We start from the raw sequence: 17,773 nt of genomic DNA on the forward strand, positions 1-17,773 counted from the left end.
TGGGGCGTCTGCTACCAGCCTGCCACTTCGACGTGAACAGTCCCCACCCACCGCACGAGTTCGAAGGCGGGCGCGCTGCTCCCGACGGGGCCACACCGCCACCGAGGCCGCGGGGTCGCCACTATCGTGGCCCGCAGGGAGGTGCCCGATGAGCAAAGCCGCCGAGCTGATGGTCAAGTGCCTGGAGAACGAGGGCGTCGCGGTGGTGTTCGGGCTACCGGGGGAGGAGAACATCCGGTTCGTGCAGGCGCTGGCGTCCTCGGACATCCGCTACGTGCTGACCCGCCACGAGCAGGCCGCGGCGTTCATGGCCGAGATGTACGGCCGGGTCACGGGCCGGGCGGCGGTGGTGTCGAGCACCCTGGGCCCCGGCGCGATCAACATGCAGCTCGGCGTCGCCGACGCCACCACCAACAGCACCCCGATGGTCGCCATCTCCGCGCAGGTCGGGCAGAACCGGCAGTTCAAGGAGTCGCACCAGTACGTCGACCTGGTGTCGATGTACGCCCCGATCACCCGGTGGGCGGCCGGCATCCCCACCGCGCAGGCCATCCCCGAGATGATCCGCAAGGCGTTCAAGGTCGCCGAGGCCGAGCGCCCGGCCGCCGTCTACCTCGCGGTGCCCGAGCACATCGATGCAGACGACGCCGACTACGACCTGAAGCCGTTGCCGCGCAACGTCGTTCGTCCCGACGCGCCGGCGCCGCGCCAGGTGGAACGCGCCGTCGACATCCTGCGCCGGGCGACGCGGCCGGTCGCGCTCGCCGGGCACGGCGCCGCCCGCGCGGACGCGACCAAGGCCCTGGTCCGCTTCTCCGAGGAGACCGGCATCCCGGTGGCCAACACCTTCCACGGCAAGGGCGTCATGCCCGACGACCACCCCAACAGCATCGGCACCCTGGGGTTCATGCGGCACGACTACGTCAACTTCGGCTTCGACAACGCCGACGTGGTGCTCGCCATCGGCTACGAGCTGCAGGAGTTCGACCCGGTCCGGATCAACCCGCAGGCCGACAAGAAAATCATCCACATCCACCGCTTCCCGGCCGAGGTCGACGCGCATTACCCGGTCGACGTCGGCATCATCGGTGACATCAGCGACTCGCTCGACGCGCTCACCGACGCGCTGGAGGGCCACTCCTACGAGGCCGACCCCGACGTCCCGGGCTTCGGCCTGCTCGCCGAGGAATTCGAACGCGGACAACAGGATTCGCGCTACCCATTGGCGCCCGCGCGGGTGGTGGCCGACACCCGAGCCGCGCTGGGCCGCAGCGACGTGGTGCTGGTCGACACCGGGGCCACCAAGATGTGGATGGCGCGGCTGTACCCCACCTACGAGCGCAACACCTGCCTGATCTCGAACGGCTTGTCCACCATGGGTTTTGCGCTGCCGGGCGCGCTCGGCGTCAAGCTGGCGCTGCCGGAGCGCAAGGTGCTGGCCGTCGTCGGCGACGGCGCGTTCATGATGAACTCGCAGGAGATCGAGACGGCCGTGCGGGAACGGATACCGCTGGTCGTGCTGATCTGGGAGGACGGCGGCTACGGCCTGATCGAGTGGAAGATGGACCTCGAGCTCGGCGAGCACCACTACGTCAAGTTTTCCAACCCCGACATCGTCGGCTACGCGCAAAGCTTCGGCGCCAAGGGATATCGCATCAACAGCGCCGACGAGCTGCTGCCGACGCTGCGGGCCGCGCTCGACGACGACGGCGTCTCGCTGATCTGCTGCCCGGTGGATTACTCGGAGAATTTGCGGTTGACCGACCGGCTCGGCGAACTGGACGAGACGCTGTAAGTCGCGGTCGTGCCCGTCAGGACGAGGGTGCCTCTTTGATCTGTATCTGGTCGGTTTGGGCGTATCCGGCCGGGTGCCCGCACGCCGGAATGATGTAGGTGTGTTGAGCCGTGCCGGCAAGGGAATTCGGGTCCCACGTCAGATGGGTGTTGCTGGCGTATTGAATGTAGGAGCCGTCCGCGCAATTGACGTTGCTCAGCGTGTCCATCACCCATTGGCCGTCGACCAGCCGCGCCTGGCCGCCCCCGGCGCCGGCTTTGATGTAGATGCATCCATCACCGCAGGGACTGACGGTCCAGTTGGTGGTGAACGTCGCGCCGGCGGGGGTTGTCGCGGTCTCGACGTAACTGCCGTTCATCGTCGTAGCGTCCGCACGCGCCGTGCCGGAAGTGGCCACGGCCAGGCCGGCGACCACGGCGGTTGCGGCGAAGCCCCGTGCGATGGCCATGCTCTCGTTCCTTTCCACGAGGTTCAGTGGTGATGGTCTATCACAGGTTCACGTTCGCGGCGATTCGAAATTTTCCGCCGGCGGCAACGACAGGGGCCGGACGTAGCCGCCGATGAGGGTGCGGTGCCACCAGGCCCGCTCGCGTCGCAGCTCGGCCCAGGTGGTGAACCGGTACTCATACAGCTGCGCGCGCACATACCGGGGCGGGGAATCCGGAAAAGGGTTGTGCCGCAACAGGCGCAGCGTGGGCGGGTCGTTGCGCAGCAGCCGCCGCAGCAGCGGGGTCAGCCACGCCTGCGCGTAGCCCGGCGAGATGGCGGCGAACCACATCAGCCAGTCCAGCCGCAGGTGATACGGCGCCCATTGCCGCGGCAGCCGGCGCACGTCGCCGGGCTTGCCCTTGAATCCGTATTCCTGCCACGCCGTCTGCGGGGTGAGTCGCTTTTCGTCGGTGCCCTCGATCACCACCTCCTGGCGCACGCGGCCGATGCTTCCGAACGCACCGTAGGTGTTCACGAGGTGGAATGGGTTGAAGGACATGTTCATTCGCTGGCGCGACGACAGCATGTTGCGCACCGGCCAGTAGCTCATGAACAGCACCGCCGCGGCGAACGCGATCACCAGCCCGGCGAACCACGGCGGCGGCGCCGGCCACGCCGGCTGCCCCGAAAGCCCGGTCAGCGTCGCGATCGACGCGTCGTCGACGGCGCTGAACGCCAGGACGATCGTCACCCAGTTCAGCCAGGCGAAGTTGCCCGAGGCCACCAGCCACAGCTGGGTCACCACGACGACGCCGGCGGCGGCGCTCGCGATCGGCTGCGGCGCGAACAACCCGAACGGCACCACCAGCTGGGCGAAATGATTGCCCGCGACCTCGACGCGGTGCAGCGGCCGGGGCAGATGATGGAAGAACCAGCTCAGCGGGCCCGGCATCGGCTGGGTCTCGTGGTGGTAGTACAGGCAGGTCAAATCGCGCCAGCAGGGGTCGCCGCGCATCTTGATCAGCCCGGCGCCGAACTCGACGCGGAACAGCAGCAGCCGCGCCATCCACAGCGTCAGCAGCGGCGGCGCCACCGTGTCGTTGCCGAGGAAGATCATCAGGAAACCGGCCTCCAGCAGCAGCGACTCCCAGCCGAACCCGTACCAGACCTGCCCGACGTTGACGATCGAAAGGTAGAGCGCCCACAGCGTCAGCCACATCAGCATGGCGGCCCACAGCGGCACCAGGTCGGCGGCGCCGGCGACGAGGGCCGCCGACACCGCCGCGCCCAGCCAGGCGACGCCCGCGAACAGGCGGTCGGAATAGCGAAGATGAAACAGGCTCGGCGTCCGCCAAAACGACTGCCTGGCCAAAAACCGTGGCACCGGCAGCATTCCGTGCTCGCCGATGAGCGCCCGGAACTGCAAAGCGGCGGCCGCGAACGCGATCGCATAGATGGCCGCGACGCCGCGCTCCATCACCAGCCTGCCCAGCCAGTATCCGGGTGCCGAAAACCATGCCATGGCCGTAACTCCTCGGGCGGGGCGAAGACACCGAGCCGTGTATCCAAGTCAAGCAGCCGGAAAACCGGTAGCCAACACCTTAAAAGTCATTCGGCGGAGGGCGGGCGTCTGCCGCCGGGCACGATTACGACCGACGCGGCCAGCGCCGCGAGCGAAATCAGCGCCAGCAGTTGCACATTCGCCGAGTGGCCGGCGTAACCGTCGACCGACCGCCACGGATGCCGGGACAGCGCCGCGCCGGCCAGGATCAGCCCGCCCGCGCTCAGCGCGACGGTCGCGCCGTCGCGCCAAGGCCGATGGCGCAACGAGTAGCGCAGGCCCAGCGCGGCGCCGACGACGGCCAGCCCCACCGGGCCCGCGATCACCACCGCGGCCGCCAGCGCCGCGACCGCCGCCCAGGCCCCGGAGGGCCACGGCTGCGCGGGCGGGTCGTCGGCGCGGCGGCGCCGGGTGCGCCAGAACGCCAGCAGCGCCAGCAGCGGCAGCAGCGCCAGCCCGACGGCCAGGCCCGCGCGGTACAGCGAATTCGAGGAGAAAGTCAGCGTGATGGTGCCGGGGTCGCCCGCCGGCACCACCCAGCCCTGCTGCCAGCCGTTGACGGCCACCGGCGTCAGCCGGGTCCCGTCGCCGGTGCGCGCCACCCAGCCCGGGTTGATGCTTTCCGGGATGACCAGCAGCCGCGGCGTGGCGGAGGCGGGGGCCCGCACCTCGCGCCGGCTCGGGCCCCAGGCCCCGGCGTCGGCGGGAACCGGCCGGGCGCCGGGGGATCCGGCGGCGCCGGCGGTCCACAGCTGGGCGCCGTCCACGACGAACTGGGCGCCGGGGCTGATCAGCAGCTCCTGCTGGCCGGCGGGCAGCGCGATCGGGTCGCGCTCGCAGGGAAGGGCGGCCACCGGTCCGCCGTCGAGCAGGGCGCCCGCGGTGGTGTGGATCGAGGTGTGCACGAACCGCCCCGCGACGGCGATGACCGGCCCCTGGCCGCAGCCGACGGTGACCTCGCGGGACCGGTTGCCGGCGGCGTCCGCGGGGGCGATCGGGCCGCCGTCGCCGCCCAGCACCGCCACCTCGGCCAGCCCGGGCGGCTTGAGCTGGTCGAACCCCAGGGCGGTGCGGTCGATGACGTCTTCCCAGTCGAGCAAGCTGATGCTGACGGTGTCGGTCACCCGGGGGTGCAGCGACAGGGTCTGCGGTTGGCCGGGCTTGAGCTCCCGGACCTGAGGGCCGTCGCCCAGGTCGACGGCCACCATGGTCGGCTGCGCCGGCAGCTCCGAGCGGCTGGGCACCAGGCGCAGCCCGGCCACCTCGGCGGGGCGCGGCAGGGTCACGGTCAGCGTGGGCGGCGACTTGTGTTGCACCACCCGCTGCGGGGCCGTCCACGCGGTGGCCGGGTCGCCGTCGGTGGCCGCATAGGCCGAGCCGAGAACGTCCACCACGTCCGAATCCCCTTGGGCCCGGGCGGTATTGGGGGCGGCGATCAGGTCGGCCAGCTTCGGGCCCTGGCGCGGGCGCACCCACAGCATCGGGGTCACCGACACCGGGGCCGCGACGGTCAGCGTGCGGCTGAAGTTCACCGGCTCCTCGGGCGCGAGCGCCATCGACGCCGCGCAGCGCACGCCGTCGGGGCCCTGGGCGCAGCCGGGCCTCCCGAGCAGTTCGGAGCCGAGGTCCCAGCCCGCGATCGCCGCGCCCGGCGGCGGCCCGGGCACCCGCACGGTGTGCCGAAGGGTCACCGGGTGGGCGAACCCGGACGCGTCGTACTGGGTGATCGACAGGTCGGTGATGCCGAACTGCACACCGGCCGACCCGTCGTCGGTGCCGGCGGCGGTGACGCGCACCCAGGGGGTTTCGCCGTACGGCAGCGCGGCGGTGAGCGGCTTGCCCGGTTCGTCGAACCGCAGCGTGGTGCTTCCGGTGGCGGTCTCGATCAGGATGCGGCGGACCTGGGCGCCGACGGCGGTCGCGCTGGGGGTCAGCGTGATGGCGCCGTTGGCCACGGGATGGTCGAAATCGATCCGCAGCCATTGGCCCACGGCGGCCTGCAACGCGTTGGACACCCAGGCGGTGGCCGAGTCGCCGTCGATGGCGGCGGCGGGGTTCGTCGCCGGCGCCACGTCGGGCATCGCCGTGGAATCCGACGACGAACTCGACGCGGTGATCCGCCCGCCGGTCCAGGCGCCGAACACGGGGTCGGCGCCGGGGACCGGATAGTCGGGCACCCGGTTGTAGGTGTGCCGGGCGTCGTCGGGCGCCCGGACCGCCGACGAGTGCTGGTCGACCCGGCCGTAGTCGGTCTCCCGCGCCGCCGGGGTGTCGGTGACGGTCACCCCGGAGTCCAGGGGCAGGCCCGCCGCGCGCGCGTCCTGGGTCAGCAGCACCGGTCCAAGCGGCGGCTGGCCCAGCAGCCGGCGCCGCTCGTCAAGGCGCAGCAGCGCCTCCGGGCCGCCGTCGACGCGGGCCAGCCGGTCGGCGTCGACGAGATAGGGCGCGCCCGGATCGCCCGGATCGCCCGGCGCGGCGACGCGATAGATCTCCACTGCGGGGTAGCGCGGGCGCAGCCCGCTGTCGGCGACGAAGCCCGCCAGCGTCCCGGGGCCCACCGGCGCGCCGAACTGCGCCACCTTCTGCAGCCCCGGCGAGCCGTCGACGGCGCGGTGCACCAGGATGGGCCGCGCCGATCGCGAGTTCTCCGGGTCCAGGTCGTTGCGCAGCACCACGTACGAAATCCCTTGGCGGGCAAGGGTATCGGCCAGGCCAGCCGACGGGCGCCCCGCGGCGAGCAGGCGCTGCACCGAATCCAGCGCCCGGATGGTCTGCGGGGGGGTCAACGGGATGGAGTCGCGCACCCCCCACGGGCTGTCGCCGAGCACCTGCAGCGGCTCGTCGTGGCTGGTCCCCCAGACCTGGGTGGCGAACGGCGCGCCGGGCACCACCAGGACCCGGCCGGGTACCGGGGTGCCCTTGTTGTGCTCGCTGAGCCAGTCGGCGGCCTGGTGCCAGTACCAAGGGATCGCCGCGAACGTGCCCGGCGGGGCGAGCCGGCCCGTCCAGGCCAGCGAGGTGCTGACCAGCAGCGCCGTCAGCACCACCACCGCCACCGCCACCCGCTTGTCACGCTCGGGGTGGGCGAACGCCCGCAGCCACACCGGCGGCGGCGCGCTGCCCGGCCCCCAAGAGGGAAGGGGGATCCGGCCCAGCAGCTGCGCGACGCCCAACACCAGCGGGAGCCGGATCACCGACCCGAGCTTGTGCACGTTGCGCAGCGGCGCGCCGGCGGCATCCAGGAACGCCTGCACCTCGTGGGCGAAGGGCGAGCCCAGGCCGCCGCTGTAGCCGGCCGCCATCAACACGATCCCGACCAACAGCATCGTGACCAGCCGGCCCCGCGCCGGCATCCCGGGGCCGGCCAGTCCGGCCAGCCCGGCGGCCGCGACCAGGCAGGTGGCCAGCACGGCCGCCGAGCCGGTCACCAGCGGCGCGCCGGCGGTCGCCGTCGGCGCGACGAACGGCGTCCAGGCGTCGGTGCCGCGCAGGATCTCGGTGAGCGACGACCACTGGGTCGTCACACCGGAGGATTCGATGAAGTCCAAAAATGGGGGGCTGACGCCGCGCAGCAGGGCCAGCGCCACCACCCACCACAGCACCGCCAGCGTCAGCGACAGCGCCCACCACGCCGTGTAGCGCCACCACAACCGGTTCGGCCGGTGGCAGGCCCACCAGATCACCGCGGGCAGGCACCCGGCCAGCGTCGCGATGGCGTTCACCGCGCCCATCAGGGCCACGGCCACCCCGGCCTGGGCCGCCAGCGCCCGCACCGACCGGGTGCCGGCGCCGCGCAGGGCCAGGATCGTCGGCAGCAACACCCACGGCGCCAGCATCATCGGCAGCGTTTCCGACGAAATCGACCCCAGCGTGGTCAGCACCCGCGGCGCCAGGGCGAACGCCGCCGCGCCGATCACACGCGACGCCGGGCTGCCGATGCCCAGCGCCTCGGCGACGCGCAGCACCCCCCAAAAGCCCACCGTCAGCAGCAGCGCCCACCACAGCCGCTGGGTGACCCACCCGGGCACGCCCAGCAGGTGGCCGACCAGAAAGAAGGTGCCGTGCGGGAACAGGTAGCCGTAGGCCTGGTTCTGCGCCTGCCCGAACGGCAGCTCGCTGTTCCACAGGTTGGTCGCGCGGGCCAGGAAGCGCAGGGGGTTGGCGGTGAGGTCGAGCTTGGTGTCGGGGGAGACCCGCCCGGGCGACTGCGCGAACGTCAGCAGCAGCGCCAGCGCGCCGACCAACACCAGCCACCGGCGCGACGCGGCCGGCGGTGTCAGGGACGTCGCCGCGGGCTCTAGCCGCCCGGGCCCCGCCACGCCGGGAGTCGACGGCGGCGACCCGCTGCGCCCGGCTTCGCCGCGCTTGCGATCGCCGGGAGTCGACGGCGGCGACCCGCTGCGCCCGGCTTCGCCGCGCTTGCGATCGCCGCTAGCTACGGTTTCCGTACTCCACCCGGTTGAGCACTGACGACTGCGGATCGCCCCCGGGGAGTGGCGGCTTCGTGTCCTGTTGCACCATCAAGGTGATCCCGAAGATCGCGGCCGCCCCCAGCAATAGGCCAACCACCACGCTCGCGGCGGCGGGCGCAATGATCCGGTTCAACGTGGCTCCTTGCGGGCTATTCGGGCTGTGCGGTCGCGACTTCCAACCTAGCGTCAACCTAGCAGAAGCGCCGTCGCGGGCCCGGACGGCTCAGAGATGCAAACAGTGCCCGTGAAAGCAGCGGTCGCCGTAGCCCACCAGGCGCGGCCCCGGCGGGGGTGCGGTCGCCGGCGCCGGCGCCACGACGTGGTCTTGGCAGGCCAGCGTGATCCCGACGGTCGCCGCGGCGCCGATCGACAAACCCGCCGCGATGCTGGCCGCGGCCAGGGTAAACCCGGTCATGGCTGGCTCCTCCCTGCCAGGCAAAGGGGTGCCCCGGCCCCTTGCTGGCCCCCTCACTGGCACGGTACCGCCGACGCCCCCTGCGGCCCGGGACGAAACGCCCGCCATGACAACATGACCGGATGACATTGCCCCGCACCCTGGCCGTGCTCGCCGCCGCAACCGCGTTGCTGGCCGGCTGCGGCCACCATGCCGCACACCCGGCCGCGTCGTCGTCGAACAAGCCCGCCGCTGTTCCGGCGCCGATGTGCGGCGACCCGACCACGCTGCCGCCGCGCGACAAACTGGCGCAGCTGCTGATGGTGGGTGTGAGGAACGGGGACGAGGCCCGGGCCGTCGTCAACGACCACCACGTCGGCGGGATCATCATCGGCGGCTGGACGGACCTGTCGATCTTCAAGGGCCCGCTGACCGATGTCGCCCGCAGCGCGGGGCCGCTCCCGCTGGCGGTCGGGGTCGACGAGGAGGGCGGCCGCGTGTCCCGGTTGAAGTCGCTGATCGGGACGGCCCCGTCGGCTCGGGAGCTGGCACAGACCCAGACGCCCCAGCAGGTCCACGACTTGGAGGCCGACCGCGGCAAGAAGATGCGCGAGCTGGGCATCACCATCGACTTCGCCCCGGTGGTCGACGTCACCGATGCCCCGGACGGCGTCATCGGTGACCGCTCGTTCAGCGCCGATCCCAACACGGTCACCGCCTACGCCGGAGCCTACGCGCAGGGCCTGCGCGACGCCGGCCTGCTGCCGGTGCTCAAGCACTTCCCCGGCCACGGGCACGGCTCAGGCGACTCGCACAAGGGCGGGGTCGTCACGCCGCCGCTAAGCCAGCTGCAGACCGACGACCTGGTGCCTTACCGGACACTACTGACCCAGCTCCCGGTCGCCGTCATGGTCGGTCACCTGCAGGTTCCGGGCTTGACCCCCGACGACTTACCGGCCAGCCTGAGCCGCGAGGCCGTGCAATTGCTGCGCGACGGCACCGGTTACGGCGCCCCGCCCTTCAGCGGCCCGGTGTTCAGCGACGATCTGTCCAGCATGGCCGCGATCTCCGATCGTTACGGCGTGTCCGACGCCGTACTGCGCACCCTGCAGGCGGGTACCGACGTCGCGCTGTGGGTCAGCACCGAAGAGGTGCCCGCCGTCCTGGACCGGTTGCAAAAAGCGGTGGCATCCGGCGAATTGACGACACAGCGGGTCGACGAATCGCTGGCACGGGTGGCCGCGATGAAGGGCCGGAACGCCGCTTGTGGACACTAAGGCGCCGCCTCCTCGTTACGCTGGAGTCGGATAACGGTGCCCGACAGGGCTTGAAAGGGCGAAGCGATGGCCGGTGGTACCAAGCGGCTACCCCGCGCCGTCCGCGAACAGCAGATGCTGGACGCCGCGGTGCAGATGTTTTCGGTCAACGGCTACCACGAGACCTCGATGGATGCCATCGCCGCCGCGGCGCAGATCTCCAAGCCGATGCTCTACCTGTACTACGGCTCCAAGGAGGACCTGTTCGGGGCCTGCCTGAACCGGGAGTTGGGCCGGTTCATCGACGCGGTGCGCGCCGACATCAACTTTTCGCAGAGCCCAAAGGACTTGCTGCGCAACGCGATCGGGTCATTTCTGCGCTACATCGACGCCAACCGCGCGTCGTGGATCGTGATGTACACCCAGGCCATCAGCTCGCAGGCGTTCGCGCACACCGTGCGCGAGGGCCGCGAGCAGATCATCGAGCTGGTGGCCGGGCTGGTGCGCACCGGCAGCCGCCATCCGCGGCCCGACGCCGAGCAGCAGATGATGGCGGTGGCGCTGGTGGGTGCGGGCGAGGCGATCGCCAACCGGCTGTCCACGGGCGACGTCGACGTCGACGATGCGGCCGAGCTGATGATCGAGTTGTTCTGGCACGGCCTCCGCGGCACCCCGGAGGACCGGGAAGCCGCCTCACAAGCCGGATAAGCCGGCCAGACCTACCTTCGTCAAGGCGGCCGAACCGCCCCGCCGCGACAACCTCGAGTTCTTGTGCGCCGTGGCCGGCGGCGGGGCGCAAGGGCTAGAGGGCCCGGACGCGCCCCGTCAGGTAGGGGTATCCCTTGGAGACGTTGCGCAGCGAAATGTCCCAGCCACCGTCATCGCCCCCGTCGACGTAGAGCCCCGCGGTGCCCGGCAAAACCAACGGCTTGCCGAACCGCACGTCGTACTCCACCGCGTCCGGCAGCCGGCCCTCGATGTTGGCCAATACGGCCGCGGCGCTGAACATTCCGTGCGCGATCACCGTGGGGAAGCCGAACAGCTTGGCCGCGATCGGGTTGGTGTGGATCGGGTTGTGGTCGCCGCCCACGACGGCGTAACGGCGGATCTGCCCGGGCGTGACGCGCAGCACCGTGCTGGGCGGCGGCAGCTTGGGCTGCTTCTGCGGCGGCGGCTTGGGCTCGTCGGACAGGCTGGTGCGCTGCTGGTGCAAGAAGGTCGTCACCTGATGCCAGGCCAGATCGTTGCCGACGCTGACGTCGGTCACCAGGTCCACCAGCAGGCCCTTGCGGTGCTCGCGCAGGTTCTCGGCGTGCACCCGCACCGCGACCGTGTCGGTGACCGCGATCGGGCGGTACTGAATGATCTTGTTCTCGGTGTGCACCGAACCCATTGCCGCGAAAGGGAAGTCGAATCCGGTCACCAGCGACATCATCGACGGAAAGGTCAGGGCGAAAGGGTAGGTGAGCGGCACGTGGTTGCCGAAGCGCAGCCCGGTGACCCCCGCGTAGTCGGCCACGTTGGCCGGGTCGATGGGCAGCTCCTCGACCGTCACGGTGCGGCTGGGCAGCCGGTCGCCGCGGGGCACCAGCGGCAGCGCCCCGGCCGCCGCGCGCAGCATGTTCTTCAGGCCGCTTGGCTGATTCATCACGTTCTCCCGAAACCTAGGCGCCCAGCATGGCCTGGCCGCAGACCCGAATCACGTTGCCGGTCACCGCGTTTGACGCCGGGCTGGCGAAGTAGGCGATGGTCTCGGCGACGTCGACGGGCTGCCCGCCCTGCAGCAGCGAGTTCATCCGGCGGCCGACCTCGCGGGTGGCCAGCGGGATGGCGGCGGTCATCTGGGTCTCGATGAACCCCGGTGCGACGGCGTTGATCGTGATGCCCTTGTCGTACAGCTGCGGGGCCAGCGCCTGGGTCAGGCCGATCATCCCGGCCTTTGTGGTGGCGTAGTTGGTCTGCCCGCGGTTGCCCGCGATGCCGGCCATCGACGAAAGTCCGATCACCCGGCCCCCCTCGCCGATGGTGCCGTTGCCGATCAGACCCTCGGTAAGGCGTTGCGGCGCAAGCAGATTGACGGCCAGCACGGCGTCCCAGCGCGCGTCGTCCATGTTGACCAACAGCTTGTCGCGGGTGATGCCGGCGTTGTTGACCAAGATGTCGGCGCGCCCGGCGTAATGGTCGCGCAGGTGCTCGGTGATCTTGTCGACGGCGTCCTCGGCGGTGACGTCGAGCCACAGCGCGGTGCCGCCCACCCTGCTGGCGGTTTCGGCCAGGCCCTCGGCGGCGGACTCCACGTCGATCGCCACCACGCGGGCGCCGTCGCGAGCGAACACCTCGGCGATCGTCGCGCCGATCCCCCGGGCCGCGCCGGTCACGATCGCCACCTTGCCGTCCAGCGGCCGGTCCCAGTCGGCCGGCGGCGTGGAGTCGGCCTCCCCGACGTAGAACACCTGGCCGTCGACGTAGGCCGACTTCCCCGACAGGATGAACCGCATCGTGGATTCCAACCCGGTGGCCGCGGGCTTGGCGGCCGGCGACAGGTACACCAGCGCCACGGTGGAGCCGTTGCGCAGTTCCTTGCCCAGCGAGCGGGTGAACCCCTCCAGCGCGCGCTGCGCGACTCGCTCGTCGGTGCTGCCGGCGGCGTCGGGGGTGGTGCCGACGACCACGACGCGCCCGCTGTGGCCCAGGTTGCGCAGGACCGGTGTGAAGAACTCGTGCAACGCCTTGAGCCCGGCCGGCGTCGTGATGCCGGTGGCGTCGAACACCAGGCCCCCGAACTGGTCGGCCCAGCGGCCGCCCAGGTTGGCGCCGACCACGTCGTAGTCGGAGTTCAGCGCCGCGCGCAGCGGTTCGACGACCCTGCCGTCACCGCCGATCAGCAGGGACCCGGCCAGGGGCGGATCGCCGGGCCGGTAGCGGCGCAGTGCCGGGGGCTGCGGGATGCCGAGTTGCTTTGCCAGAAACGATCCGGGGCCGGAGTTGACCACCTGCGAGAACAGATCGGACGAGCCTTTGGGAGCCACTGAGCTGCCTTCCATTGTGTTCGGGTGTGTTCGGGTGGTGGAGTGCCCGTTATATGGCAACCGTATCGGGACCAAACTTACTTCAGAGTAAGAACAGTGAGTAGTATGGCTGGTACCGGCCCATCCGAAACCGACACCCCCGGAGAACATCGTGGCTTCTGCCGATTCGAAGACGAGGCGCCCCGTCGCCGTACTGGGCGGCAACCGCATCCCGTTCGCCCGGTCGGACGGCGCTTACGCCGAGGCGTCCAACCAAGACATGCTCACCGCGGCCCTCGACGGGCTGGTGGACCGCTTCGGGCTGGCCGGCGAGCGCCTCGGCGCGGTGGTCGGCGGCGCGGTGCTCAAGCACAGCCGCGACTTCAACCTGACCCGGGAATGCGTGCTGGGCTCGGAGCTGTCGTCGTACACGCCGGCCTTCGACATCCAGCAGGCCTGCGGCACGGGGCTGCAGGCGGCGATCGCCGCGGCCGACGGCATCGCATCCGGTCGCTACGAGGTGGCCGCCGCCGGAGGCGTCGACACCACTTCCGACCCGCCGATCGGCCTCGGCGACAACCTGCGCCGCCAGCTGCTCAAGCTGCGCCGGTCCAAATCCAACCTGCAACGGCTGAAGCTGGTGGGCACGCTGCCGGCCACCCTGGGCATCGAGATCCCGGCCAACAGCGAACCGCGCACCGGGCTGTCGATGGGCGAGCACGCCGCCATCACCACCAAGCAGATGGGCATCAAGCGCGTCGACCAGGACGAGCTGGCAGTCGCCAGCCACCGCAACATGGCCGCCGCCTACGACCGCGGCTTCTTCGACGACCTGGTGACGCCGTTCCTCGGCCTGTACCGCGACGACAACCTGCGGCCCAACGCCAGCGCCGAGAAGCTGGCGACGCTGCGGCCGGTCTTCGGGGTGAAGAACGGCGACGCGACGATGACGGCCGGCAACTCCACGCCGCTGACCGACGGCGCGTCCGTCGCGCTGCTGGCCAGCGAGGACTGGGCGGCCGCCCACTCGCTGACCCCGCTGGCCTACCTGGTGGACGCCGAAACGGCCGCCGTCGACTACGTCAACGGGCGCGACGGCCTGCTGATGGCGCCCACCTACGCGGTGCCCCGGCTGCTGGCCCGCAACGGGCTGAGCTTGCAGGACTTCGATTTCTACGAGATCCACGAGGCGTTCGCGTCGGTGGTGCTCGCGCACCTGCAAGCGTTTGAGTCCGAGGAGTACTGCAAGGAGCGGCTGGGCCTGGATGCCGCGCTCGGCTCGATCGACCGGTCCAAGCTCAACGTCAACGGGTCGTCGCTGGCCGCGGGCCACCCCTTCGCCGCCACCGGCGGGCGCATCCTGGCGCAGGCGGCCAAGCAGCTGGCCGAGAAGAAGGCGAGCGGCGGCGGAACGGTCCGCGCGCTGATCTCCATCTGCGCCGCCGGCGGGCAGGGCGTGGCGGCGATCCTGGAGGCGTGACGCGCCCCGGCCGATGAATGCGTCACAATGGGTTACTAACCCGACCGGTTGGGTATCCCTCGTCCGGATAGCCCCGTGTTGCGGTCTGACCCGACCCCGACGGCAATACGGGGCATCCCCAAATCGACCGCCCGTCGGCGGAAGACCACGCCGGGCGTACGAAAAGGGCCGCCGCTGGAGTGAGGGGATCCAGCGGCGGCCTTTTTGGTATCTCCCCCCGTTTTTGCTCTCTGCCGCCCCCACAGACACAAGGTCCCCCGCTTTAACGTGGAAGCGGGGGACCTTGGTGTCTGACTCGCGAGGTTAGAAGGCGGCCTCGTCGAGCTCCATGATGTCGTTGTCCAGGGTCTCGATCACCTCACGGGTGCCGGCCAGCAGCGGCAAAAAGTTCTTCGCGAAGAACGACGCCACCGCGACCTTGCCCTCGTAGAACGACCGCTCGGAGCCGCTGGCGCCGGCGTCCAGCGCGGCCACGGCGACCGCGGCCTGACGCTGCAGCAACCAGCCGATGACCAGGTCACCGACGCTCATCAGGAACCGCACCGAGCCCAGGCCGACCTTGTAGAGGCTGGTGACGTCCTCCTGGGCGGCCATCAGGTAGCCGGTCAGCGTGGCGGCCATCGCCTGGACGTCCGCCAGCGCCTTGCCCAGCAGCTCGCGCTCGGTCTTGAGGCGGCCGTTGCCGGACTCGCTGTTGACGAACTCCTGGATCTGCTCGGACACGTGGGCCAGGGCCACACCCTTGTCGCGGACGATCTTGCGGAAGAAGAAGTCCTGCGCCTGGATGGCCGTGGTGCCCTCGTAGAGCGAGTCGATCTTGGCGTCACGGATGTACTGCTCGATCGGGTAGTCCTGCAGGAAGCCCGAACCGCCAAACGTCTGCAGGCTCTCGGTCAGCTTGGCGTAGGCCTGCTCGGAGCCGACGCCCTTGACCACCGGCAACAGCAGGTCGTTGACCTTGACGGCCAGGTTGGCGTCCACGCCGTGGACCGCCTCGGCCACCGCGGCGTCCTGGTACGTCGACGTGTAGAGGTACAACGCGCGCAGACCCTCGGCGTAGGCCTTCTGGGTCATCAGCGAGCGGCGCACGTCGGGGTGGTGTGTGATGGTCACCCGCGGGGCGGTCTTGTCGGTCATCTGGGTCATGTCGGCGCCCTGCACGCGCTCCTTGGCGTAGGCCAGGGCGTTGAGGTAGCCGGTGGACAGCGTCGCGATCGCCTTGGTGCCGACCATCATGCGGGCCTGCTCGATGACCTCGAACATCTGCGCGATGCCGTTGTGCACCTCGCCGACCAGCCAGCCCTTGGCGGGCACGCCGTGCTGCCCGAACGACAGCTCGCAGGTCGCGGAGACCTTCAGGCCCATCTTGTGCTCGACGTTGGTGACGAACACTCCGTTGCGCTCGCCCAGCTCGCCGGTGGAGAAGTCGAAGAGAAACTTCGGCACGAAGAACAGCGACAGCCCCTTGGTGCCCGGGCCGGCGCCCTCGGGGCGGGCCAGCACCAGGTGGAAGATGTTTTCGAACAGGTCGCCGGAGTCACCGGAGGTGATGAACCGCTTGACGCCGTCGATGTGCCAGGATCCGTCCTCCTGCCGAACCGCCTTGGTCCGGCCGGCGCCGACGTCCGAACCGGCGTCCGGCTCGGTCAGCACCATGGTCGAGCCCCAGCCGCGCTCGGCGGCGATGACGGCCCACTTCTTTTGTTCCTCGGTGCCGAGGTGGTAGAGGATGTTGGCGAATCCGGCGCCGCCGCCGTACATCCACACGGCGGGGTTGGCGCCGAGGATGTGCTCGTGCAGGGCCCACACCAGCGCCTTGGGCATCGGCACGCCGCCGAGGGCCTCGTCGATGCCTACCTTGTCCCAGCCGGCCTCCTGGACCGCCTGGACCGACTTCTTGAAGCTGTCCGGCAGCGTCACCGAGTGGGTCTCGGGGTCGAAAACCGGCGGGTTGCGGTCACCTTCGACGAAAGACTCCGCGACCGGCCCCTCGGCCAGCCGGCTGATCTCGGAAAGCATCTCCTGGGCGGTGTCGACGTCGAGGTCGGCGTACTCGCCCTGGCCTAACGCCTTGTCAACGCCGAAGACCTCGAACAGGTTGAATACCTGGTCACGGACGTTGCTCTTGTAGTGGCTCACTGAGTTTCCTCCTCGTTGAGAATGCCACTCGTGGTTGGGTACTAGGTCTAAGTTACCCACCAGTAACTACCCTAAAATATATCCGTGGCCTAGCCGCACGCAAGCGAGTGTGAGCTAGATTTCACCATCTAATTAACCAACCGGTTGGGAAGGCGCCGGTAAGTTCGCCAATCGGCCGTTTACCTGCGAAGATGATGCGTCATGAACGACGTGGGGAGCGTCACCGCCCTGCCCGTGGTGGACCTTCGGTCACACCCGGAGCAACTGCGGGAGGGCCTGCGGGAGGCCGCGCACGAGGCCGGCTTCTTCTACCTGACGGGCCACGGCGTGCCGGCCGAGCTCGCCGGCCGGGTGCTCGAGGCGGCCCGCCGGCTGTTCGCGCTGCCGCAGGCCGACAAGGACGCCGTCGCAATGGTGCGCAGCCCGCACTTCCGCGGCTACACCCGGCTGGGCGGCGAGCTGACGCAGGGTCGGGTGGACTGGCGCGAGCAGATCGACATCGGCCCCGAACGCCCCCCGATCGGCGGCCCGGGCCGGCCGGACTACCTGTGGCTGCAGGGCCCCAACCAGTGGCCGGCGGCCCTGCCCGAACTGCCGGGCATCGTCGAGGCGTGGGACGCCGCGCTGTCGTCGGTAGCCCGGACCCTGCTTCGGCACTGGGCGGCCTCACTCGGCAGCCCGCCTGACATCTTCGAACCGGCCTTCGCCGGGACCCCGGCCACGTTGATCAAGATCATCCGCTACCCGGCCCGCGCGGCCAGCCCGCAGGGCGTGGGAGCCCACCGCGACGCGGGCGTGCTCACGTTGCTGCTGGCCGAGCCGGGTAGCCGCGGACTGCAGGTGCGGCGGGCCACCGGCGGACCGGCGGACGGCTGGGTCGACGTGCCGCCGCTCGACGGCGCGTTCATCGTCAATATCGGCGAGCTGCTCGAGGTGGCGACCGGCGGCTACCTGCGGGCCACCGAGCACCGGGTCAACCTGGACGGTCCGGAACGCATTTCGGTGCCGTACTTCTTCAATCCCCGCCTGGACGGCCAGATCCCGGTGCTGTCGCTGCCCGAGTCGTTGCGGGCGCGGGCGTCCCCGAGGCATGACCCGTCGGACCCGATCTTCTCGGTCTACGGCCGCAACGCCTGGAAGAGCAGGCTGCGGGCCCACCCCGATGTGGCTTCAGCTCACGGGTATTCGGCAGGTAGGGTCGGGGACGAGAATTCCGTTCTCGGCGCGAGGGGCGAATGA

The 17,773-nt window shown here is 70.5% G+C and carries 13 protein-coding genes; 5 read left to right on the plus strand and 8 right to left on the minus strand.

Features of this window, described 5'->3' with window-relative positions; all coding sequences use genetic code 11:
- The first annotated feature begins 148 nt into the window (after nt 1–148).
- Complete coding sequence (locus tag AWC19_RS12015) at nt 149–1,795, plus strand: acetolactate synthase large subunit (RefSeq protein ID WP_085078297.1); 1,647 nt, start codon at nt 149–151, stop codon at nt 1,793–1,795.
- Nucleotides 1,796–1,811: 16 nt separating this feature from the next.
- Here the strand turns inward: AWC19_RS12015 and AWC19_RS12020 are convergent, their stop codons facing one another.
- The 5 genes from AWC19_RS12020 to AWC19_RS12040 form a co-directional block, all read right to left on the minus strand.
- Nucleotides 1,812–2,243, minus strand: coding sequence for a hypothetical protein (locus AWC19_RS12020; protein WP_085078298.1), 432 nt, complete (start codon nt 2,241–2,243; stop codon nt 1,812–1,814).
- Nucleotides 2,244–2,291: 48 nt separating this feature from the next.
- Nucleotides 2,292–3,746, minus strand: a complete 1,455-nt coding sequence (locus AWC19_RS12025) for a lipase maturation factor family protein (RefSeq protein WP_085078299.1) — start codon at nt 3,744–3,746, stop codon at nt 2,292–2,294.
- Between the two features lie 86 nt (nt 3,747–3,832).
- The gene (locus AWC19_RS12030; protein WP_142281128.1) at nt 3,833–8,065 is read right to left on the minus strand and encodes an alpha-(1->3)-arabinofuranosyltransferase; all 4,233 of its coding nucleotides are present in this window, start codon (nt 8,063–8,065) and stop codon (nt 3,833–3,835) included.
- Nucleotides 8,066–8,216: 151 nt separating this feature from the next.
- Nucleotides 8,217–8,390 carry a DUF2613 domain-containing protein gene (locus tag AWC19_RS12035; RefSeq protein ID WP_065443914.1) on the minus strand — a complete coding sequence of 58 codons (174 nt, stop codon included), beginning with the start codon at nt 8,388–8,390 and terminating at the stop codon, nt 8,217–8,219.
- Between the two features lie 90 nt (nt 8,391–8,480).
- Nucleotides 8,481–8,672 (minus strand): DUF2613 family protein, encoded by a 192-nt coding sequence (locus AWC19_RS12040; RefSeq protein WP_085078300.1) that lies wholly within the window; start codon nt 8,670–8,672, stop codon nt 8,481–8,483.
- Between the two features lie 122 nt (nt 8,673–8,794).
- On the opposite strand from AWC19_RS12040, the gene AWC19_RS12045 reads away from it, so the two are divergent.
- Both AWC19_RS12045 and AWC19_RS12050 read left to right on the plus strand, forming a co-directional pair.
- Nucleotides 8,795–9,928, plus strand: a complete 1,134-nt coding sequence (locus tag AWC19_RS12045) for a glycoside hydrolase family 3 N-terminal domain-containing protein (RefSeq protein WP_085078301.1) — start codon at nt 8,795–8,797, stop codon at nt 9,926–9,928.
- A gap of 66 nt (nt 9,929–9,994) precedes the next feature.
- Nucleotides 9,995–10,615, plus strand: a complete 621-nt coding sequence (locus AWC19_RS12050) for a TetR/AcrR family transcriptional regulator (RefSeq protein WP_085078302.1) — start codon at nt 9,995–9,997, stop codon at nt 10,613–10,615.
- Nucleotides 10,616–10,709: 94 nt separating this feature from the next.
- Here AWC19_RS12050 and AWC19_RS12055 read toward each other — a convergent pair whose 3' ends face one another.
- Both AWC19_RS12055 and AWC19_RS12060 read right to left on the minus strand, forming a co-directional pair.
- Complete coding sequence (locus AWC19_RS12055) at nt 10,710–11,555, minus strand: MaoC/PaaZ C-terminal domain-containing protein (RefSeq protein WP_085078303.1); 846 nt, start codon at nt 11,553–11,555, stop codon at nt 10,710–10,712.
- A gap of 16 nt (nt 11,556–11,571) precedes the next feature.
- Nucleotides 11,572–12,936, minus strand: a complete 1,365-nt coding sequence (locus tag AWC19_RS12060) for a 3-oxoacyl-ACP reductase (protein ID WP_085078304.1) — start codon at nt 12,934–12,936, stop codon at nt 11,572–11,574.
- Between the two features lie 151 nt (nt 12,937–13,087).
- On the opposite strand from AWC19_RS12060, the gene AWC19_RS12065 reads away from it, so the two are divergent.
- On the plus strand, nt 13,088–14,395 hold the full coding sequence (locus AWC19_RS12065; RefSeq protein WP_372508635.1) for an acetyl-CoA C-acetyltransferase: 1,308 nt from the start codon (nt 13,088–13,090) through the stop codon (nt 14,393–14,395).
- 303 nt (nt 14,396–14,698) lie between these two features.
- On the opposite strand, the gene AWC19_RS12070 is transcribed toward AWC19_RS12065, so the two are convergent.
- Nucleotides 14,699–16,534 (minus strand): acyl-CoA dehydrogenase, encoded by a 1,836-nt coding sequence (locus AWC19_RS12070; protein ID WP_085078306.1) that lies wholly within the window; start codon nt 16,532–16,534, stop codon nt 14,699–14,701.
- Nucleotides 16,535–16,735: 201 nt separating this feature from the next.
- Between AWC19_RS12070 and AWC19_RS12075 the strand changes: the two genes are divergently transcribed.
- Nucleotides 16,736–17,773 (plus strand): isopenicillin N synthase family dioxygenase, encoded by a 1,038-nt coding sequence (locus tag AWC19_RS12075; protein ID WP_085078307.1) that lies wholly within the window; start codon nt 16,736–16,738, stop codon nt 17,771–17,773.

Source organism: Mycobacterium palustre, assembly GCF_002101785.1.
In the GTDB taxonomy this organism is placed as follows: Bacteria; Actinomycetota; Actinomycetes; order Mycobacteriales; family Mycobacteriaceae; genus Mycobacterium; species Mycobacterium palustre.